The following is a 21778-nucleotide window of genomic DNA, read 5'->3' as shown; positions in this document are numbered from 1 at the left end:
GAAAACGAATACACCCTACGATGAATCGACGTATTTAGCGGCCTTAAAACGCAGAGGCTCACCACTTTTAAAATTTGCAGTTAATAGCTAAATTTTACTAGTCGTCCACCTCAGGGCGTGTTGTTAGGAGGTTTTTACGCTTACCTAATCCCTTTTTCTTTTAACATTTTTAATGCAAATACTCCTCGCTCAGAAACAGCCTTAGATGTATCTTTTGAGAATAAGTTTGCAAGTGTTAGAGACTCATCTCCAAGTAACTCTATTCTTTTAATAAGGAATTCTGCTGCGATTCTTCTTACTATTGAAGAACGATCAATTGACGCACTTTTTAACGTTTTCAAAAAAGGATTATTTACAGTCAACTTTCTCTCAGAAGTTATTGGTTTCATGCGGCCTTTACAGTATCTAATATCAGTCCATTCCCACTTTCGACCTTCAAGCCAACTCATTTCCCCTTCAAATTGACTTCTATATGCTTTAGCTCTGACAGAAGGTTGAATTGCATTACCAGCTATTTCATCAAGGTATTTATCAAATGTTGGTGTACGGCCAATTTGAGAAAAAATAGACGTTAAAGGGCCTGAAGCATCTGAAGTGATTTTTGACCTGAGCGCTTTGCCAATCTTTTTGTTACTTATAATATCAAGTAATACTTCTTTATCTGAATCTTCAATTCTCCCCCAAGAGTTCCAATTTGAAAGAGCTAAACTTAAAGCGTCTGCAACATGAGTAGGATTAGATAAGTTAGCAATTAGTGGAAGCTTTTCTCTTGCTGCTTTTCGTACCTCAGGAACCCAGTCATTCAATCTACGAAGGGTAATTGCAAAGAAAAAACTATTTGGAGCACCTTCAGTTAAAGTGCGCAGTGTTTTCTCTCGTTTGTATCCATCCCAACTGCACAAATCAATCCACGTTAAAAATGGAGAAGGCTTAACCCAAACCTTCCATTTAGGTTGAGCTGTAGATTCCAGTGCAGAAGAAAATTCACATCGAATTAATCGTTCCAAATAATCTAAATTCGATAATGGTAAGCAAGATGTAGCATTAATCAGGGTAGACATATCAGCAACCACTTTTTGTCCCGAGTTCATAGAGCTCGCGAACTCTTTTACTGCTGATATTACAGACACTTCCATATTTTGATTAAGCTCCATGCTACTTTACCTCCTAACGCCTCGTTAAGAGGCAAAAAATTGTTGGCTAAAATTAGCGACGAAGGACCAAAAGCCAACTGTTTTTTGTCCTTTTAAACGACTTGTTATATTCACGAGAACACCTTGTCGATGCTTTCACGATCGTAATCAAGTATCAAATTATTATGACTTTTATACAGACCATTTAAAGATTCTTTGTTACTCGAAACTATATCCATACCGCGATCATCATAGAGGTTTAATACTAGCTGCTTTGTTCTATTTATGAGGTAACACTCACCATTAAACTGAGGCTGTAAGCTAGGAAAGTCAGTATTAATTGCAGCTTTAAATAGTTGAACAGTATCTATTTCAGAAGCCGTGATACCAGAAATGGTAACTCGTTTCCAACATTCACATTTGTAATCTAAATCTTCTGAATAGATATCTCTGTGATCAGATAAATCAATATTGGCATTAGCAAGTGATTTGACTTGTTTGAATATAAAGCTACGTTTCTTTATTTTCCGACGACCGTCAGAAAAAATTTGATACACGATCTCAATGTTATCACTTGGGTCGAATACGCCTTGGAAAATATTCATTGCCCTTTCTAATGCTACGGAAAAGTATTTTCTATTTAGTTTTTTATTCTCATCGTTCCATATTTCTTGGTCTGATGGGCCGATTTCAAATCTCAGCCCAAAAGGAGAATTATAAAAAAGAGGACGCTCTAATTTGATATCTGGTTCATCCATTTACTCGATACTACCTTAGTGAATATAACGCCCACTTAAGCGGACAAAAATAGTTGGTTAAAATGTGAAGCGAAGCGGAACCTAACCAACTGTTTTTGTTCCGTTTGAAGTGCTTGTTATGTGGCAGTGTACTGTAAATTTTATTAAGCTTTAAAAGCTATAAATACACCAATAACACAAATAAGTTGAATGAAGTACACCGCTTGTAATACTTTCCCATTTTTAGCCGCTACAACAAAACCTGTAGAGTCAGAAGTTTTAGGCTTATAGGTAATAAAAAACAATAAATTTTTAAAACCACCAAAAGGGTTTATCCAAGAATTTTTACTTGGGTTCTCTATTTCTGAGTCTGAATGTTTTTGCATGTTATCAATGCAACTATTTTCCAAATAATTGAACAGAAATGAGCTTACGAATATCCATACCCAGATTATCAACCCTATAATTAGTTCAAATTGACTCAATGCTGACTCCATGCCACATAACGCTTAATATAACTGGAAAATACGAGCGCTTTACAGCGAGTAGTTTCCCAGTTGATGTTTTTGTTATACGCACATATTACGCTAATGTTTGGGAACATAGGTTTTACCCCACTTATTAGCCGCTGCCAAAGCAAAACCAAAATAGACAATACTAAAAACACCATTGAAAAATTCAAAATTTACTTCGTTGTTTACAGATTCAAAAGCGGCACTAAAAAGAGATATGAAAAATCCAAGTACAGCACTAAACCAAATGAATCTAATTATCACACCATAAACTTTCTCACTCAAAATCCCACTGTGTTCCTGAAAGCTCAGGAAAAAACTGGTTATTTTATGACAAATATAAACCATCAATAACGTTAGCGGCGGTACTAAAATAGCTTCTACAACTTCATGAAATATTAGGCCAATTAACATAGCTAACGAACACCACACTAAAGGAATTTTAAAACCCAATATCTCAGTGTAATTTAAGTATTTTGGTTTAACAGCTTCGTTATTCAACTACATGTCCTTTGTGCGTATAACGCCCATTTAAGAGGCAAAATATAGTTGGCTAAAATAGGTGAACGGAGTGAACAAAAGCCAACTATATTTTATCCTGCTTGAAATTCTTTTTATGTTTCAGTTACTCAGGGCTTAATATACATTTTTATACTTAGAAACCCAAGTTTCCAGCCTTCGATAAAGCCAACTTTTGGGGTGATTTGATGGTTTACTACAAAGCCAGTTAGAACTAAAAAAGAAATAAAAACTATTCCATAGACCAACTCGAATGTATCTCCATTTACGATAGTTTCAGGTAGCAACGCCATTAAAGCAAAACTTGCTAGAAGGAATAAAACGACGTTAATAATACTAAAGAATATATATTTAAATATAAAACCAAACATATTTATTTGCACCTTCCATGATTGAAACATAACGCCTCGCTAAGAGGCAAAAAATAGTTGGTTAAAATAAGCGACGCAGGAGCAAAAACCAACTGTTTTTTGTCCTTTTGAGCGACTTGTTATAGGTTTTTTCACCTATCTTTTTTATAACCTTCGCATGGAATACCGTCATTATCACCATCCATTTTCGTATTTGGGCAATGTTGCCTGCCGTCACATTTAAATTTTATCGGCTTTTTAGATTTATTTTCTGCGTATTTTTTAGGGGCGTGACTCTTAGTCTCTTTAGCAAAGCCACTTAAGGGGATGCACAAAAATGACACTATTAAAATTGAGAATAAAACTTTCAAAACACACTATCCTTACGAAACCTATAACAATTTTATAGTGCGCTCATCGCGCATATATCTGCCAATGTCACGCTCATGTATTCAATAAATCATTTTTACCAAATAACTTAACACATTGCTATATATAATTTTTTACTAGCACACAAACTCTCAATAAAAGACAAAATGCGCTCGTCGCTCATTTTCTTGAATATGGGAGCAGTACAACTATACTGTATATAAATACAGTTATATTGTTGGTGGTAATATGAAAACACGCTCTCCATTTTTAAATTATATAGCCGATTATATGTTGGTACGTCAGTATTCATTACGCACCGTAGATACTTACCTAAGATGGATTGCATCTTATATCCATTTTCATAATAAACGCCATCCCGCCTCAATGGGAGACAATGAAGTCGAGCGCTACTTAGAACATTTAGTGTTAAAGCAAAACGTTGCACCACGTACGCAAGCTACCGCACTCAATTCATTGTCATTTTTATACAAGCACATAATAAAAAAAGAACTCTCATTAAATTTAAATTTTGCCCGTAGTAAAAAACAAGCAAAGCTCCCTGTAGTGATGACCCCAGAGGAAGTTAAAATGTTGATGGCTCATTTAAATAAGCGCTATTATTTAATTGCAGCCCTTATGTATGGAAGTGGCTTAAGAGTAATGGAAGCGGTGCAATTAAGGGTGAAAGATATTGATTTTGATTATAAATGCATTCAAGTATGGAATGGAAAAGGTAATAAACACCGCATTGTTACGCTGGCCACAGAGCTAATTCCTATGCTGAGAAATCAAATTTTGAACGTTGATGACTATTTAAAACTGGATTTAAATAATACGGAATATTCTGGCGTATGGATGCCATATGCTTTAACAAAAAAATATCCAAGTGCCGCAAAATCGCTTGCGTGGCAGTATTTATTTCCTTCTCATATATTAAGTTCAGATCCTCAAAGTGGTGAAATAAGACGACATCATTTTCATCACTCTTGTATTAGAAAAGAGGTTAAAAAAGCCGTCCAAAAATCAGGGTTAACAAAAATAATAACACCTCATACATTAAGGCACTCTTTTGCTACTCATCTACTGCAAAATGGCGCCGATATAAGAACTGTTCAAGCTCAGCTTGGCCATTCTGATGTTAAAACCACACAAATTTATACTCATGTATTGCAGCAAGGTGCAAACGGGGTTATTAGCCCTTTTTCAAGTTTATAAATCTCCCCGATTTAAAACAAAAAAGCACAACCCAAAGAGTTATGCTTTTAAATCAACCTTAATCCAGCTCGGTTTACAAACGAATGCCGCCGTCTATTTCAACCACGCGACCGGTAAAAAAGTCGTTTTCGATTATGTATTGTGCAGTATGGGCAATTTCGTCGCTTTCGCCTAAGCGTCCTACTGGCGTTACCGCGAGCATACGTTGTTTGGCTTCAGGCTTCATGGCGTCGGTCATGGCGGTACTTATTACACCTGGTGCAATAGCGCCTACGCGTATACCAAATCGACCAAGTTCTTTAGCCCATGTGGTGGTAAGTGCCACTACGCCTGCTTTTGATGCCGCGTAATTTGTTTGGCCTATGTTACCTGCGCGCGCTACGCTCGACATATTAACTATAACGCCGCCTTTACCTGATTCAATCATGTGGCTTGCAGCTTCCCGCCCTGCTAAAAACACACCGGTCAGGTTCACATCAATCACTGATTGAAATTGCTCAAGAGACATTTTTTTAACGACCTTGCCATCTTTAGCCTTTATAAACATGCCGTCGCGTAAAATACCGGCGTTGTTTATAAGCACGCCAATATGGCCAAAATCGCTGTTGATGGTATTAAATACGTTTTCTACTTCGCTCTCAGTGGTTACGTTTGCGGCATAACATTTTATGTTGCTGGTTACACCTTCAAGCTGTGTTAATTGCATGAGTTCTTCGCATGCGGTGTTTAATAAATCTTGTGCCATATCTATTAAAGCAATGTTAGCACCCATAAGTGCAAACTTTTGCGCCATTGCAAAGCCTAAACCTTGTGCGCCGCCGGTTATTACTACCGTGTTACTTTTAATTTCCACGCGTTGCTCCTACTTTGAAAACAGTTTAAAAATGGCACTAAAGTCATCACTACCCGCACCTTGGTGCTGTAGCATAGTGTATAAATTTTTAGCCATTGACCCCATAGGGGTTGATGAATTACTTTGCTGCGCGGCTTCCATAGCAAGGCCTAAATCTTTAGCCATTAAATCGACCATAAAGCCAGGTTTGTAATCGTTACTTGCAGGGGCTGCATCCATTACACCTGGGCAAGGGTTGTAAAGTTCAAGCGTCCAGTTACGGCCCGAACTTGCGGTCATAATGTCGCTAAGTACTTTAGGATCGAGGCCGTTGTTAATACCCATTTGCAGTGCTTCGCTGGTACCTGCCATTAAAATGCTAAGTAGCATGTTATTACATATTTTTGCTACTTGCCCTGCGCCAATATCGCCTGCATGAAATATGTTTTTACCCATATCACTAAGCACTGTATTTGCTTTATTAAACGCTGCTTTTTCGCCGCCAACAATAAAAGTAAGTGTGCCTGCTGTTGCACCTGCAACGCCGCCCGATACCGGTGCATCTACAAAGCTAATGCCCTGCTCGCCAAGTGCACTGCCTACAATACGTGCTGATTCTGCATCTATTGTTGAGCAATCAATTACTAATGTATTGTTGCTCAGCACGTTAATTAAACCGCTGTCGTCGTTATTACCTAAGTAAAGCGATTTAACATGTTTGCCCGCAGGTAACATACTAATAAGTACGTCAGCATTAGTTGCGCACTGCTTTGCATCAACTGCTGCTTTTGCGCCTTTACTTGCAAGCTTATTTACGACCGACAGGTTTAAATCGAACACACTCACAGTATGCCCAGCTTTAATTAAGTTAGCCGCCATTGGGCCGCCCATATTACCTAAGCCGATAAAACCAATATTTAGTTTAGTCATCGTCTTTCCTTTATTTGTGTATTGGCGTGTCTAAGCCATTGAGTGCGTGATTTTCGCCAAAGCGGTTAGCAAAAAAGCTGTCGATTATTGTTTGTGGGACATCACTGAGTGTTTTGTACTGCCAATTAGGCGCGCCGTCTTTATCTATTAATAGCGCCCTTACACCTTCTTGAAATTCACCAACTTCGCCAGCACGAACCGACATACCTAGCTCCATTTTAAAACACGCTAATAAGCTTTTGCCTTTGCTGGTTTTTAATTGCTCACTAACGAGTGCACAACTTAATGGGCATCCGTGTTTAAGTGATTTTTGAGCGCGTTGTAGCCACTTGTCATTAGTGGTTAGCCCTAAAATATAATTAACCTGCTCTTGCAAGGTTTCAAACTCACCCAGTTTCTGAATCGTTTTTAGGTTAGCTTTTATATTGCCTTTAGGCATACGCGCCGACTGGTTGTCTAAATCGGTGAGTAAATCGGTTAATCGATCATGATTTAAGCTCGCAGTTTTGCCCCACTTTGCAGTTAAAATTTGCGCAAGCATGGCATCATATTTGTTGCTATCGATAAAGTGATCTGCAAGCGATACAAAACGCGCGTCGTCGCAGTTTATAGAGGCTGACGTTAGCCCTAAAAATAACCCGACGTTTTGTGGCATTTTATGTAAAAAGTAACTGCCGCCTACATCTGGGTATAAACCTATGGTTTGCTCTGGCATGGCAATGCGTGATGTTTCGGTTACAACGCGGTGGCTAGCACCGGCCATTAGCCCTAAACCGCCGCCCATTACTATGCCGTTACCCCAAACAAGGATTGGTTTATCAAAGGTATGAATAAGATAATCAAGTTTGTACTCTAGTGTAAAAAACTCTTCAACTAGGCTTGTTGGTTTACCTTGCGCCATTGCATGATGAAGGCTGACAACATCGCCACCAGCACAAAATGCTTTATCGCCTGCGCCTTTTAACAACACCATTGCAATAGCTTCATCGTCTTGCCAAGCTCGCAATTGCGGCTCAAGTAATTTGATCATATCAAAATTAAGCGCATTTAATGCTTTTGGTGCGTTGAGTGTAATAAGCCCAATTAAACTGCCATTTTCTGCGGTTGCAGTTTCAAATACCACGGGCTCATCGGCGTTATTTAATACTGTTAAAGCACTCATTAGCCATTTACCCAGTTAGCGCGGCGTTTTTCTAAAAAGGCATTTACGCCTTCTTGTTGATCTTCGGTATCAAACAAACCAACAAACAATTCACGCTCAAGAGGCAATACACTTGCCATGGGTTGATGACGCCCTTTTTGAATCAAAGTTTTACACGCAGCTACCGAGCTAGGGCTTTGATCGGCCACTTGGTTTGCAAGTTTTAATGCCGCTGCAAAGCTTTCACCGTGTGGTACTACTTCTTCTACTAAGCCAATTTGTAGGGCTTTATCGGCTTTTAAGCGCTCGCCGCATAAAATCATGCGTTTTGCCCAGCCTTCGCCTACAAGCCATGCTAAATTTTGTGTACCACCCGCACAGGGTAATAACCCTACTTTAGCTTCAGGCAATGCCATTTGTGCTTGCTCTTCCGCAATACGTATATCGCACGCTAGGGCAACTTCTAGCCCGCCGCCCATTGCGTAACCGTTAATGGCAGCAACCGACACGCCTCTAAAATTAGTAAGCGCTTCAAATGCTTCACCAAATACACGCGACATATCAGCAGCTACGCCTTTATCGCCACTAGCAAATACGTTTAGGTCGGCACCCGCGCTAAAAAACTTCTCGCCTTCGCCAGTCAGTACTAATGCATAAATATTTTTATTGTTATTAAGCGCGTTAACGGTATTTTTTAAATCAACTAGGGTGTCTTTTGTCCAGGTGTTTGCTGGCGGATTAGACATAGTTAAAATTGCAACATGACCTTCGGTAGTTAGTTCAATACTCGGATTAGATTTAGATTCTGACATAAATTGCTCCTTATAAAACGTCGCTTGCTGACTCAGCTAAAATACGGCGCGCAATAATTACACGCATGATTTCGTTAGTGCCTTCTAAAATTTGATGAACGCGTACATCACGTACATGACGTTCAAGCGGGTATTCTTTTATGTAACCGTAACCGCCATGAATTTGCAGTGCGTCGTTACATACGGTAAAGCCAACATCGGTAGCAAAACGCTTAGCCATGGCGCAGTAGGTGGTTTTTTCAACGTCGTTATTATCAAGTTTAAATGCAGCAAGCCTGACCATTTGGCGCGCGGCTACAAGTTCGGTGTTCATATCGGCAATTTTAAATTGCAGTGCTTGAAACGCAGCCAATGGTTTACCAAATTGAGTGCGCTCTTTTAAGTATTCGCGGGCGGTATTAAGCGCCGCTTGCGCTGTACCAATTGAACATGTGGCAATGTTAATTCGACCGCCATCAAGGCCTTGCATCGCAAATTTAAAGCCTTCGCCCTCTGCCCCTAATAAGTTATGCGCCGGAATGCGCACATCTTCAAAGCTAATTAGGCGTGTAGGTTGTGCGTTCCAACCCATTTTTTCTTCGGCTTTGCCGTATTCAACACCTTTTGCGTCGGCCGGGACTACAAATGCCGAAATACCCGCAGCGCCTTCGCTGCCTGTACGTGCCATTACAACTAATACTTCGGTTTCGCCAGCGCCCGATATAAACATTTTTGAGCCGTTAATAACGTACTCATCACCCTCAAGCACGGCTTTTGTTTTAAGTGATGCTGCGTCTGAGCCAGAGCCTGGCTCTGTTAAACAGTAAGAGGCAAGTAGCTCGCCCATTACTAATTGCTCTACGTATTTGTCTTTAACGGCATCGGTACCAAAGCTTGCCACCATCCACGTGGCCATATTATGAATGGTTAACATGGCCGTTGTTGCGGTACAGCCCATAGCAAGCTGTTCAAAAATAATGCTCGAATCTAAACGAGATAAGCCAAGGCCGCCTGCTTCCTCTGGCGTGTATAAACCACAAAAACCAAGCTCGCCTGCTGCTTTAATCGTGTCTTTAGGAAAAATATGCTCGCGATCCCACTTTGCTGCATAGGGTGCAAGTTCCGACTCGGCAAATTGACGTGCAGTTTGTGCAAAGGCTTGTTGATCTTCTGATAAATTAAAGTCCATGGTAGAGACCTCTTTAGTTGTGTGTTTGTTGTTGTGTGTTTGTTGCGTGTCGCTTTCCCATTAAAGGGATAGTTAGTGACGAGCAGCGAAGACTTATGTGTGTTGTGTGTGAAGTAGCCTTCGCGCCCATCTTTTTTATTATTAGTTATTCGTTTTAATCATGATTACTTTAAGTTAATGCTCATGTTTGGACCCGACGCAATGTCGTCTTCAAACCAACGTGAGGTAATCGTTTTAGTTTCTGTGTAAAAACGAATACCTTGTTTACCGTACGTGTGTGTATCGCCGTAAAACGAGCCTTTCCAACCGGTGAACGAAAAGAATGGAAGAGGCACCGGAATTGGCACATTAATACCGACTTGGCCTACTTCAATTTCGTGTTGGAATTTACGAGCCACTGCGCCGCTTGACGTAAATAACGAGGTACCGTTACCGTATGGGCTGTCGTTAATAAGTGCGATTGCTTCATCAAGCGTGTCTACAAACATACACGCTAGTACTGGGCCAAATATTTCTTCTTTGTATAAATCCATCTCTTTGGTTACGTCAGTAAATAACGTTGGGCCAACCCAGTTACCTTGCTCATAACCTTCAACCGTAAAGTCAGAACCATCAATTAAACAGGTAGCGCCTTGCTCTTTACCACCGGCAATGAGTGATAAAATACGTGCTTTTGCTGCTTTTGATGTTTGTGGTCCGTATGCAGCATTCGCATCATCCCACACGCCTGGGCGTACATTTTCAAAGCCTGCTTTAATTTCGTCTACCCATTCACTTGCCTGACCTACAAATACAGCAACCGAAATACCCATACAACGCTGGCCAGCAGCACCGACTGATGCGCCTACTAGGTTGTTTACAACGTGCGATTTACTTGCATCAGGCATAATAACCATGTGGTTTTTAGCACCAACACACGCTTGCACACGTTTAAGATTTTGTGTGCCTTTAGAATAAATATAAGCACCTACGCCACACGAGCCAACAAACGAAATAGCGCGTACTGCTTTGTCTTCTAGTAAGCGATCTACTTGTGGTTTTGTACCGTGTACAACTTGTAATACGCCTTTTGGGGCACCAGCTTCAATAAATAGCTCTGCTAAACGCATTGGTGTAAGTGGATCTTGCTCAGACGGTTTTAAAATAAAGGTGTTACCACACACAATAGCCAGCGGAAACATCCAAAGTGGGATCATTGCAGGGAAGTTAAACGGGGTAACACCTGCACACACGCCAAGTGGCTGCATGTAAGAATACGTATCGATTTTGCGCGCTACGTTTTCCATTGTTTCACCCATCATTAATGATGGTGCGTTAGCGGCTTGTTCTACTACCTCAATACCACGCCAAACATCGCCTTTTGCATCTTCAAATGTTTTACCCAATTCGTGGCAAATAATGGTAGCAAGCTCATCATGGTGTTCTTTTAATAGCGCAGCGTACTTCATCATAATGCGAGCACGTTCAGTAATGGGTACGTCTTTCCATGTTTTAAACGTCTCTGAGGCTGAGGCAATTGCCGCGTCCATTTCTGACTCTGTAGTACATGGCACTTGTGCAAGTACTTCTTGAGTTGCTGGGTTTATAACATCGATAAGCTCTTTTGACGCTGATTGAATAAATTCGCCATTAATAAGTAGTGGTACTTGGTGCATGATTAAATCCTAGTGTGTGAGTTGTGTGTTCTCTTTTGAAATTGGTAGCGCCGCTTTATTAGTATTATTAGTGCAGCGCTTTTATAGTTATTAATTTAGGTATTCGTTTAACTATTCATGTTGCTGTTAAAAACCTAATTAGTAAGCTTCTACAGCCATAGCAACCGCTTCACCGCCACCAATACATAAAGACGCAATGCCTTTTTTAAGGCCTCGGTTTTTAAGAGCATGAATAAGCGTTACTAAAATACGCGCGCCGCTTGCACCAATTGGGTGGCCAAGTGCACATGCACCGCCGTTAACGTTAACTTTGCTTTCATCAAGTTTTAACTCATTAATAGCCAGCATGGTTACCATGGCAAATGCTTCGTTAATTTCCCAAAGGTCAACATCGCTTACAGACCAACCTGCTTTTTCAAGCACGCTGTTCATAGCCCCTACTGGCGCAACTGTAAATTCACTGGGTTTTTGAGAATGTGTACTGTGCGCTACAATTTTACAAAGCGGTGTTAAGCCCTGCTCTTTTGCTTTTGATTCGCTCATTAATATAAGCGCCGCGCCACCGTCTGAAATTGACGATGAATTAGCCGCTGTAATGGTGCCATCTTTTTTAAAGGCTGCACGTAGGCTTGGAATTTTTTCTGGGCGGGCGTTACCTGGTTGTTCATCAATAGATACTGTTACATCACCTTTACGTGTTTGCATAGTATGGGGTGCAACTTCGTTATCGAAGCTACCGTTTTCTATAGCGGCTTTTGCTTTACTTAATGAGCCCAGTGCAAACGCATCCATTTGCTCGCGGCCAATGCCGTACTCGTCAGCGGTGTCTTGTGCAAAACAGCCCATTGCTTTGTTATCGTAGGCGTCTTCAAGGCCGTCGCTCATCATGTGATCTTTTATTTCGCCATGACCCATTCGCATTCCACCACGTGCTTTTGGAATAAAGTATGGTGCGTTTGTCATGCTTTCCATGCCACCGGCAATAGCAGATTGAATAGAGCCCGCTTTAATTAAATCATTTGCAAGCATGGCTGCTTTTAAACCAGAGCCACATACTTTGTTAATTGTTGTAGCACCCGTGCTAAGTGCAAGGCCTGCTTTTAACATTGCTTGGCGAGCAGGCGCTTGCCCAAGGCCTGCTGGTAATACACAGCCCATAATTACTTCGTCTATTGCGTTATTAGCTAAACCAGTTTGGGCAAGTGCGCTGGCAATGGCGGTTGCGCCAAGCTCGGTAGACTGCGCATCACTTAACGCTCCCATAAAACCACCCATTGGGGTGCGTTTTGCTGCTACAATTACCACTGATTCTAAAGTCATAACTAACTCCGTTGTAATTTAATGCAAATAGTTGTTAGTATATTTGCTCTATTAATTTAGTATTCATTTATTATTTAATACTCATACACAATACTAACGTTTACGCCAACGTCAACTAAAAACAGCTTAATTTTTAGTTTTAAAAGTGTAAGCATTATTTTCCAGTTGTAGACCAACACTGAGTAAATCAAATTAAATCATTGAATTTTAAAAGTATAAATTAAAACTTCACACCAACACTCCTTTGTAAACAGTTTCAAATCACACCAAGCTTTACCTTTACGTAAACTTCACTTATATTGGAGTTATTCGAATGAGGTAAATACAACTATGAAACCAGATAATCAAACAAACTTTGCAAGCTCAGCCAATATACCGGCCAGTAATGAACAAACATTTAGCATTAGCGAACTCGCTAAAGAGTTTGACATTACTACCCGCTCTATTCGTTTTTACGAAGACCAAGGACTAATAACGCCAGAACGTAATGGTCAAACCCGTATTTATTCAAAACGCGACAAAGTGCGTTTAAAACTAATATTACGTGGTAAACGATTGGGCTTTACGCTTGCCGAAACCGGTCGTTTGTTTGAACTGTACGATGCAGATAAATCAAGCGCAAAGCAGCTGGTTACTATGCTTGACCTTATTTCAGAAAAAAAATCCGACCTATCTCAACAAATGGACGACATTAAAGTTGTTCTTATGGAGTTGGTGACAGCCGAGCGCCGCTGCAGAGACACGCTAAACAAAATAGACGAGTAAGTTTATTTTAAAAATAAAAACACACTGACAACACACATCCCCACACAGGAATGAATCATGAGCACTATTTCACTATATAAAGAAATGAACTTTGGCCTAGGCGAAACCGCCGATATGATCCGCGACCATGTAAACAGTTTTGCGAGTCAGGAAATTGCCCCACTTGCTGAAAAAGCTGACTTAGATAACGCTTTCCCAAATCAACTTTGGACTCAAATGGGCGAAATGGGCGTACTGGGTATGACCGTATCTGAAGAGTTAGGCGGCGCAGGGTTGGGTTACTTAGAACATGTTATTGCCATGGAAGAAATTAGCCGTGCAAGTGCCTCTATTGGCCTAAGCTATGGCGCGCATTCAAACCTGTGTGTTAATCAAATCAATCGTAACGGCACACAAGCTCAAAAAGAAAAATATTTGCCTAAGCTTATTAGTGGTGAACATATTGGCGCTCTTGCAATGAGCGAGCCTAATGCGGGCTCTGACGTTGTATCGATGAAACTCAAAGCCGAAAAAAAAGGCGATAAGTACATTTTAAACGGCAATAAAATGTGGATCACCAATGGCCCTGACGCACACACACTAGTTATTTACGCTAAAACAGATTTAGATGCCGGCGCTAAAGGCATTACCGCGTTTATTGTTGAGAGCAACTTCCCTGGTTTTTCAACGGCGCAAAAGCTCGACAAACTGGGCATGCGCGGCTCAAACACCTGTGAACTAGTATTTGAAAACTGTGAAGTGCCAGAGGAAAACATTTTAGGTAACTTAAACGAAGGCGTTAAAGTACTTATGAGTGGCCTTGATTACGAACGCGTAGTACTTGCAGCAGGCCCGCTTGGCATAATGCAAGCGTGTATGGACATAGTAGTTCCGTACATTCATGAGCGTAAACAGTTTGACACCCCTATTGGTCAATTTCAGTTAATACAAGGCAAAGTAGCCGACATGTATACACAAATGAATGCTGCGCGCTCATACGTATACACGGTAGCTCGTTCTTGTGACCGTGGCGAAACCACCCGTAAAGATGCAGCCGGTGCTATTTTATACGCCGCAGAGCTTGCAACTAAAATGGCGCTTGATGCAATCCAAATTTTAGGTGGCAATGGCTACATAAATGAATACGCCACAGGCCGCTTGCTGCGTGACGCTAAATTATACGAAATTGGTGCAGGTACATCTGAAATACGCCGCATGCTTATTGGTCGCGAACTTTTCACTGAAAGCCGTTAAGGATTAAACCATGACGATTTTAAAATCGAGCGTAAACCCCCACGACCCAACGTTTGTGCAAAACCATAAAAACATGTCGGCGCTGGTGGACGATTTACGCAGTAAGGTAGCAACAATTAGCCAAGGCGGAGGCGCTGCATTAAAGGAGCGCCACGAAGGCCGTGGTAAATTATTTGTACGCGATCGTATAAGTACGTTAATTGACGAAGGCTCACCGTTTTTAGAAATTTCACAATTTGCTGCCTTTGGTGTATACGAGCAAGCAATACCGTGCGCCGGTGTTGTAGCTGGTATTGGCCGTGTAAAAGGTATTGAATGCATGATTATCGCAAACGATGCCACGGTTAAAGGCGGTACGTATTTTCCGCTTACCGTTAAAAAGCATTTACGTGCGCAAGACATCGCAGAGCGCTGCCACTTACCGTGTATTTATCTTGTTGATTCGGGCGGTGCAAACCTGCCAGAGCAAGATGATGTATTTCCGGATAAACTGCATTTTGGTCGTATTTTTTACAATCAAGCCCGTATGTCGGGTAAAGGTATCCCACAAATTGCCGTGGTAATGGGGTTATGTACCGCAGGTGGTGCGTACGTGCCTGCAATGGCAGACGAAAGCATTATTGTCAAAGATCAAGGCACTATATTTTTAGCAGGCCCGCCGCTTGTAAAAGCAGCAACAGGCGAGGAAGTAACCGCCGAAGAACTTGGCGGCGCCGATGTGCACTGTAAAGTATCGGGTGTTGCTGACCACTACGCTGAAAACGATGCTCATGCGCTTTCTATTGCGCGACAATGTATTGAGCGTATTAATTACACACGCCCTACAGCTCCTCTTCTCGAGGATGTAACACCACCACGTTACGATATTAACGAGCTTTACGGCATTGTAGGTACCGACCTTAAAAAGCCATTTGATGTACGCGAAGTAATAGCGCGCACAGTGGACGACTCCTCATTTGATGAATTTAAACGTTACTTTGGTGAAACGCTGGTAACAGGTTTTGCCAGTATTTACGGTAACCCTGTAGGCATAGTAGCTAATAACGGTATTTTATTTAGTGAGTCGGCGCAAAAAGGCGCGCACTTTATTCAGCTGTGTGCTCAGCGCAATATTCCTTTAGTGTTTTTACAAAATATTACCGGCTTTATGGTAGGTAAAAAATATGAAGCCGAAGGCATTGCTAAGCACGGCGCTAAAATGGTGATGGCTGTTTCGTGTGCTGATGTGCCTAAATTTACAGTACTTATTGGCGGCTCTTACGGCGCAGGTAACTACGGAATGTGTGGCCGTGCATTTGAACCAACCATGATGTGGATGTGGCCTAATGCCCGTATTTCGGTTATGGGCGGCGAGCAAGCAGCGGGTGTAATGGCGCAAGTTAAACAAGATGGTTTAGCACGCAAAGGTCAAAGCATGAGCGAGCAAGAAATAAGTGACTTTAAAAAGCCAATTATTGATCAGTACGAAGAACAAGGTCATCCGTATTACGCCAGCGCACGCTTGTGGGATGACGGCATTATAGATCCTGCCGACACGCGTAATGTATTAGGGCTCGCGTTAACGGCTGCAAACAACGCACCAAAACGTGATTCGAAATTTGGCGTATTTAGAATGTAAACGGAGCGCAAAATGTCAGTAACACTACAAATAACAAAATCTAATGTGGCTGTACTTGTGTTAAGCCGCCCAGAAAAAAGAAACGCATTTAATAGCGAAGTAATACACGAGCTGATTCAGTGTATCGAACATGCAAATACGCTTGATATTCGTGCTTTGGTTTTAAAAACAGAGGGCAAGCATTTTTCAGCCGGTGCCGATTTAGCCTGGATGAAATCGATGGCGGATAACAACTACGCCGATAACCTAGCTGATTCAATGCAATTAGCTAAATTAATGCAGGTATTGGCAAGCTCGCCGCATCCAACAATTTGCGCTGTGCAAGGTGCTGCTTTTGGTGGTGCACTGGGTTTAATTGCTTGTTGCGACATAGCCCTTAGTAAAGACGATGCGCAATTTTGTTTAAGCGAAGTAAAGTTGGGCCTCATTCCCGCTGTTATTAGCCCATACGTCATTAAAGCGATTGGTGAACGTGCTGCTCGTAGGTACTTTTTAACGGCTGAAGTGTTTGATGCCCATACTGCTAAACAACTTGGTTTAATTCATCAAGTAACCGGTAATTTAGACTGTGCGGTCGATAATATGCTGCAAACACTAATTGATAATGGACCTGTAGCAGTAAAAGCCGCAAAAGCATTAATTAACGATGTAGCAAATAAACCAATAACCAATGAACTCATTGAGCTTACCGCAGAGCGTATTGCAAAAATTCGCGTATCTGAAGAAGGTCAAGAAGGGCTAACTGCTTTTTTTGATAAACGCCCACCCGCTTGGCAACTGTAGGATTGATTATGAACACACAACGATTACAAAAAATACTGATTGCCAATCGCGGAGAAATTGCGTGCCGAGTAATGCGCAGCGCAAAACAAATGGGCTTAACCACGGTCGCGGTTTATTCTGATGCAGACAAACATGCCCAGCACGTAAAAATGGCTGACGAGGCTTACCATGTTGGTGCCGCGCCAAGTAAAGATTCGTATTTGGTAGCAGACAAAATTTTGCAAGTTGCGAAAGACTGCGGCGCTGATTGTATTCATCCAGGGTATGGTTTTTTATCTGAAAACAGCGAATTTGCTAAAGCCTGCGAAGCTAATAACATTGCTTTTGTAGGACCACCAGCAAGTAGCATTGAAGCTATGGGGTCTAAAACCCGCGCTAAAGAAATAATGGCAGCTGCTAACGTGCCGCTAGTGCCTGGTTATTACGGTGAAAAACAAGATCCTGCCTTTTTACAAAGTGAAGCTGAAAAAATTGGCTACCCTGTACTAATTAAAGCCGCCTTTGGTGGCGGTGGTAAAGGTATGCGCGTTGTACAAAACGCCAAACAATTTATGAGTGCACTTGAGGGCGCACAACGTGAAGCGATTGCCGGTTTTGGTAACGATTTAGTATTGCTTGAGCGCTATGTAAACCAGCCTCGCCATGTTGAAGTGCAAGTATTTGCAGACAACTACGGTAACTGTGTTTATTTAGGCGATCGTGATTGTTCTTTGCAACGTCGTCATCAAAAAGTAATTGAAGAAGCCCCTGCTCCGGGTTTATCTGACGAGCTACGCAAAGAAATGGGCGAAGCGGGTGTACGTTGTGCTTTGGCTATAAATTACCGTGGTGCAGGTACGGTTGAGTTTTTACTGTGTGGCGATGAATTTTTCTTTATGGAAATGAACACGCGCCTTCAAGTAGAACACCCTGTAACCGAAATGGTAACCGGTGTAGATTTAGTCAATTGGCAAATTAATATTGCGGGTGGGCAAACACTGCCGCTGGAACAAAGTGATATTCAATTGCAGGGTCATAGCTTTGAGGCGCGTATATACGCTGAAGATCCAGCTAACGACTTTATACCGTGCTCGGGCACTATTGAAGCACTACACACACCGCTTAACAGCGAATTTGTGCGCATTGATACAGGCATTGCTCAAGGCGACGAAATCAGTCCGTTTTACGACCCGATGATTGCAAAACTTATTGTGCACGATGATAATCGCGAACAAGCATTGAGCCGCTTACAACACGCCCTTGAACAATTTCATTTAGCGGGTTTTAGCACTAACATTGGCTTTTTACATAATTTGGCAAGCCACCCTACGTTTAAACAAGGCGCTCCAAGTACACACTTTATTGCAGAGCAAGGTGATTCGTTAGTAGCGGTTGATGAATCGTTATTGCAAGCAAGTCAGCTTATTGGTGCTTTTGCCTATTTAGAATCGTTAACTAGCACCCAAAATGCGCAAAACAGTGCTAGCCCTTGGCAACAACTAAGCGGTTTTACACTCAATGCTCCGCAAGCAATTAAAGTCCCTTTTGCTGATTTACAGCTAAGCGCTATAAAAACGAAAGCGGGCTACACTATTACGCATAACGAGCACGTATTTAACCTACAAGGCACATTAAATAACAATCTTTGCAGTGTATTTATTAATGGCGAAAAACATAGCGCACACGTAACTACGGTAGATAATAATACGGTAGGTAATAGTTTAACGGTGATGAATAAAGCACTGCAAACTAAGCTTGAACTAGTTGATAAACATTATATTAGTTCGCACGAAAGCGAAGCTCTGCCACTTGCCGCCCCGCTTAATGGTACGGTAGTAAAACACTTAATCGATATTGGTAGCACAATTTCCAAAGGCGATGCGGTTGTTATTATTGAAGCCATGAAAATGGAATACACGCTTAACGCACCACACGACGGCATTTTAAAAAGCTATTGTTTTGGTGAAGGCGAATTAGTAACCCATGGTGCTCTGCTTGCGATAGTAGAAGATACGACTGAGGAAGGTGCATAATGACTGCCTTTCCAAGTAAAGTACGTATTGTTGAAGTTGGCGCGCGAGACGGTCTACAAAACGAAAAAACTGTAAGCACAGCTGATAAAGTAGCGCTTATTAACGCCCTAAGTGCTGCAGGTTTAAAAGATATTGAAGCTGGGGCGTTTGTTTCCCCTAAATGGGTGCCGCAAATGGCAGACTCAGCGGATGTAATATCAGCCCTTAATTTGCCCGATGTAAATTTAAGCGCTCTTACACCTAACTTAAAAGGTGCACAAGCAGCGCACGTTGTCGGCATTAAAGAATTTGCTATATTTACCGCTGCAAGTGAGTCGTTTTGTCAAAAAAACATAAACTGCTCAATAGAGCAAAGTATTGAACGCTTTAGCGAGGTAATGGCATTTGCTAAAGCTAATAATATCCGCGTACGTGGTTATGTAAGCTGTGTGCTCGGTTGCCCTTACGAGGGTGAGATTGATCCACAAGCAGTACTTAATGTATCGCAAAAGCTATTAGATTTAGGGTGTTACGAAGTAAGTCTTGGCGATACCATTGGTGTTGGCACCGCTAAAAAAGTAACGCAGTTAATAGAGTTACTTTTAACGCACATTGACAAAACTAAGTTGGCTGTGCATTTTCACGATACTTACGGACAAGCGCTCACAAATATTTACGCAGCTTTAAGCCTAGGTATAGCAACGGTTGACGCGGCAGTTGCAGGCCTTGGCGGCTGTCCTTATGCTAAGGGGGCGTCAGGAAATGTTGCCACCGAAGATGTAGTTTACTTACTGCAAGGGCTTGGCATTGAACACGGAATTGATTTACAAAGGTTAAGTGACGCTGGTTGGGAGATCACCAAAGCACTTGGTAAGCAACCTGTGAGTAAAGTATCTGTGGCACTGCACACTAAATAACCTAAGCTCTGGATAATAAATCTATCTCGAGCAGCTATTTTCAGCACTAACTGCGTTGAATTTACTTGCAATAGGCCAGCTATTGACGCGTAAATTCGCCTTGTTTTCACTGAAAATCTCTGGCTAGAGAAAATAAATTTAAATATCACCCTGATTCATATGTTAGTAAATCTATTAACCAGAGTTCAGGTTAAATAGCTATCTCATAAAATGATGATTCAAGATAGTTAACAACAAATAGCACACATTGAGGAGAGACTCATGGCCGGTTTTGATAAGGTAGTTTATAGCTACGAAGCTGCAATGGAAGGATTAAAAGATGGCGATACCATTATTGCCGGTGGTTTTGGTTTATGTGGTATTCCAGAGGGCTTAATTAAACAAATTAAGCACATGCAAACAAAAGACTTAACCGTGGTATCTAATAACTGTGGTGTTGATGACTTTGGTTTAGGTATCTTATTACAAGATAAACAAATTAAAAAAGTAGTTGCCTCGTACGTTGGTGAAAACGCCCTATTCGAGCAGCAGTTATTAAGTGGCGAAATTGATGTAGAGCTTACACCACAAGGTACACTTGCTGAAAAAATGCGTGCTGGTGGCGCGGGTATACCTGCGTTTTACACCGCCACCGGTTACGGCACTCCAGTTGCTGAAGGCAAAGACGTAAAAGAATTTAATGGTCGCCCGTACATTTTAGAAGAGTCTATAACAGGTGAATTTGCCATAGTAAAAGCATGGAAAGCCGATCGCTTTGGTAATTTAGTGTTTAGACATACCGCCATGAACTTTAATCCAATGGCTGCAACAGCTGGCAAAATTACCGTTGCCGAAGTAGAAGAAATTGTAGAGCCGGGTGAGCTTGAACCAAGCCAAATTCATACCCCAGGTATTTTTGTAAATCGCGTTATTAAAGGCAGCTTTGAAAAACGCATTGAACGTGTAACAACACGAGATTAAGCAGGAGCATAATTATGGCATTATCACGTGAACAAGTTGCAATGCGCGTTGCACAAGAACTACAAGACGGTTACTACGTAAATTTGGGCATAGGAATTCCGACACTCGTCGCAAACTATGTACCGGATGATATTGAAGTTATGTTACAGTCCGAAAATGGCCTTTTAGGCATGGGCCCGTACCCTACTAAAGCAGAGCTAGATGCAGATATGATTAACGCGGGTAAAGAAACCGTGACAGCAGCTAAAGGTGCAGCCATATTTAATAGTGCAGATAGTTTTGCCATGATACGGGGTGGTCATGTAGACTTAACCGTTCTGGGTGCATTTGAAGTTGACCAGAACGGCAACATCGCATCGTGGATGATCCCTAAAAAGCTGATCAAAGGCATGGGTGGCGCGATGGATTTAGTCGCTGGCGCGAAAAATATTATTGTTACTATGACCCATGCAAGTAAGCATGGTGACTCTAAACTATTAGAGGCCTGCTCTTTACCGCTTACTGGCGTTAATTGCGTTAAAAAAATAGTAACAGATTTAGCCGTATTAGAAGTTAAAGACGGCGCATTTCATCTATTAGAACGCGCTCCGGGCGTATCTGTTGATGAAATCATTAGTAAAACAGCAGGTAAATTACTTGTTGACGGTGAAGTACCAGAAATGGTTTTTTAGTAACTTTTAATAAGTTAACTTAAAATAACGCTTTACCCTGTACCGACCTCATTCCCAGTGCCAATGGCGCTGAGTTACCCAAAATCCCTCTCACGAGGGATTTTTTTTATCTTTTGCCATTATTTTTACCGTCATTCATACATC

22 protein-coding genes are annotated in these 21778 nt (G+C 41.5%); 9 read left to right on the top strand and 13 right to left on the bottom strand.

All coding sequences use genetic code 11. From position 1 onward, the window contains the following. Positions 1-140 precede the first annotated feature (140 nt). The 6 genes from BW142_RS20335 to BW142_RS20310 all read right to left on the bottom strand — a co-directional run bounded on the left by BW142_RS20335 (position 141) and on the right by BW142_RS20310 (position 3595). On the bottom strand, positions 141-1154 hold the full coding sequence (locus tag BW142_RS20335) for a hypothetical protein (protein WP_076926137.1): 1014 nt from the start codon (positions 1152-1154) through the stop codon (positions 141-143). A 110-nt stretch (positions 1155-1264) separates the two neighbouring features. Beyond that, the gene (locus tag BW142_RS20330) at positions 1265-1891 is read right to left on the bottom strand and encodes a DUF3885 domain-containing protein (protein ID WP_076926136.1); all 627 of its coding nucleotides are present in this window, start codon (positions 1889-1891) and stop codon (positions 1265-1267) included. A 143-nt stretch (positions 1892-2034) separates the two neighbouring features. Further along, a complete protein-coding gene (locus BW142_RS20325; RefSeq protein ID WP_076926135.1) occupies positions 2035-2256 on the bottom strand; it encodes a hypothetical protein in 222 nt (73 codons plus the stop codon). Positions 2257-2457: 201 nt separating this feature from the next. Next, positions 2458-2883: a hypothetical protein gene (locus tag BW142_RS20320; RefSeq protein ID WP_076926134.1), complete on the bottom strand. Its 426-nt coding sequence runs from the start codon at positions 2881-2883 to the stop codon at positions 2458-2460. 128 nt (positions 2884-3011) lie between these two features. Then, positions 3012-3272 carry a hypothetical protein gene (locus BW142_RS20315; protein WP_024592024.1) on the bottom strand — a complete coding sequence of 87 codons (261 nt, stop codon included), beginning with the start codon at positions 3270-3272 and terminating at the stop codon, positions 3012-3014. A gap of 131 nt (positions 3273-3403) precedes the next feature. Continuing rightward, entirely contained in the window at positions 3404-3595 is a 192-nt protein-coding gene (locus BW142_RS20310) for an excalibur calcium-binding domain-containing protein (protein WP_253188834.1), read from the bottom strand. A gap of 274 nt (positions 3596-3869) precedes the next feature. On the opposite strand from BW142_RS20310, the gene BW142_RS20305 reads away from it, so the two are divergent. Beyond that, positions 3870-4838: an integron integrase gene (locus BW142_RS20305; protein WP_076926131.1), complete on the top strand. Its 969-nt coding sequence runs from the start codon at positions 3870-3872 to the stop codon at positions 4836-4838. A gap of 73 nt (positions 4839-4911) precedes the next feature. Here the strand turns inward: BW142_RS20305 and BW142_RS20300 are convergent, their stop codons facing one another. The 7 genes from BW142_RS20300 to BW142_RS20270 all read right to left on the bottom strand — a co-directional run bounded on the left by BW142_RS20300 (position 4912) and on the right by BW142_RS20270 (position 12696). Next, on the bottom strand, positions 4912-5691 hold the full coding sequence (locus BW142_RS20300; RefSeq protein WP_076926130.1) for an SDR family oxidoreductase: 780 nt from the start codon (positions 5689-5691) through the stop codon (positions 4912-4914). Between the two features lie 9 nt (positions 5692-5700). Then, positions 5701-6600: a 3-hydroxyisobutyrate dehydrogenase gene (mmsB, locus tag BW142_RS20295; RefSeq protein WP_076926129.1), complete on the bottom strand. Its 900-nt coding sequence runs from the start codon at positions 6598-6600 to the stop codon at positions 5701-5703. A 10-nt stretch (positions 6601-6610) separates the two neighbouring features. Next, a complete protein-coding gene (locus tag BW142_RS20290; RefSeq protein WP_076926128.1) occupies positions 6611-7762 on the bottom strand; it encodes an enoyl-CoA hydratase/isomerase family protein in 1152 nt (383 codons plus the stop codon). Then, entirely contained in the window at positions 7762-8553 is a 792-nt protein-coding gene (locus BW142_RS20285; RefSeq protein WP_076926127.1) for an enoyl-CoA hydratase, read from the bottom strand. Before BW142_RS20285 ends, BW142_RS20290 begins: the two co-directional genes overlap by 1 nt. A 10-nt stretch (positions 8554-8563) precedes the next feature. After that, positions 8564-9721: an acyl-CoA dehydrogenase family protein gene (locus BW142_RS20280; RefSeq protein WP_076926126.1), complete on the bottom strand. Its 1158-nt coding sequence runs from the start codon at positions 9719-9721 to the stop codon at positions 8564-8566. Between the two features lie 164 nt (positions 9722-9885). Then, entirely contained in the window at positions 9886-11376 is a 1491-nt protein-coding gene (locus BW142_RS20275; protein WP_076926125.1) for a CoA-acylating methylmalonate-semialdehyde dehydrogenase, read from the bottom strand. A 138-nt stretch (positions 11377-11514) separates the two neighbouring features. Continuing rightward, positions 11515-12696, bottom strand: a complete 1182-nt coding sequence (locus BW142_RS20270; RefSeq protein ID WP_076926124.1) for an acetyl-CoA C-acyltransferase — start codon at positions 12694-12696, stop codon at positions 11515-11517. A gap of 330 nt (positions 12697-13026) precedes the next feature. Here BW142_RS20270 and BW142_RS20265 point away from each other — a divergent pair, with 330 nt between their 5' ends. The 8 genes from BW142_RS20265 (at position 13027) to BW142_RS20230 (ending at position 21634) form a co-directional block, all read left to right on the top strand. Then, the gene (locus BW142_RS20265; protein WP_024597970.1) at positions 13027-13461 is read left to right on the top strand and encodes a MerR family DNA-binding transcriptional regulator; all 435 of its coding nucleotides are present in this window, start codon (positions 13027-13029) and stop codon (positions 13459-13461) included. 57 nt (positions 13462-13518) lie between these two features. Then, the gene (locus BW142_RS20260) at positions 13519-14694 is read left to right on the top strand and encodes an isovaleryl-CoA dehydrogenase (RefSeq protein ID WP_076926123.1); all 1176 of its coding nucleotides are present in this window, start codon (positions 13519-13521) and stop codon (positions 14692-14694) included. 10 nt (positions 14695-14704) lie between these two features. After that, positions 14705-16312, top strand: a complete 1608-nt coding sequence (locus BW142_RS20255) for a carboxyl transferase domain-containing protein (protein ID WP_076926122.1) — start codon at positions 14705-14707, stop codon at positions 16310-16312. Between the two features lie 12 nt (positions 16313-16324). Beyond that, complete coding sequence (locus BW142_RS20250; protein WP_076926121.1) at positions 16325-17095, top strand: enoyl-CoA hydratase/isomerase family protein; 771 nt, start codon at positions 16325-16327, stop codon at positions 17093-17095. Positions 17096-17103: 8 nt separating this feature from the next. Continuing rightward, positions 17104-19107 (top strand): acetyl/propionyl/methylcrotonyl-CoA carboxylase subunit alpha, encoded by a 2004-nt coding sequence (locus BW142_RS20245; RefSeq protein ID WP_076926120.1) that lies wholly within the window; start codon positions 17104-17106, stop codon positions 19105-19107. Continuing rightward, positions 19107-20003, top strand: a complete 897-nt coding sequence (locus BW142_RS20240) for a hydroxymethylglutaryl-CoA lyase (RefSeq protein ID WP_076926119.1) — start codon at positions 19107-19109, stop codon at positions 20001-20003. Before BW142_RS20245 ends, BW142_RS20240 begins: the two co-directional genes overlap by 1 nt. 261 nt (positions 20004-20264) lie before the next feature. Then, positions 20265-20963 (top strand): CoA transferase subunit A, encoded by a 699-nt coding sequence (locus BW142_RS20235; protein WP_076926118.1) that lies wholly within the window; start codon positions 20265-20267, stop codon positions 20961-20963. Positions 20964-20977: 14 nt separating this feature from the next. After that, entirely contained in the window at positions 20978-21634 is a 657-nt protein-coding gene (locus BW142_RS20230) for a CoA transferase subunit B (protein WP_007376577.1), read from the top strand. Positions 21635-21778 lie beyond the last annotated feature (144 nt).

The organism is Pseudoalteromonas sp. EB27 (assembly GCF_001974875.1).
Taxonomy (GTDB): Bacteria; Pseudomonadota; Gammaproteobacteria; order Enterobacterales; family Alteromonadaceae; genus Pseudoalteromonas.
Note: the sequence above shows the minus strand (reverse complement) of the source record. Positions and strands in the feature narration are given on the sequence as shown.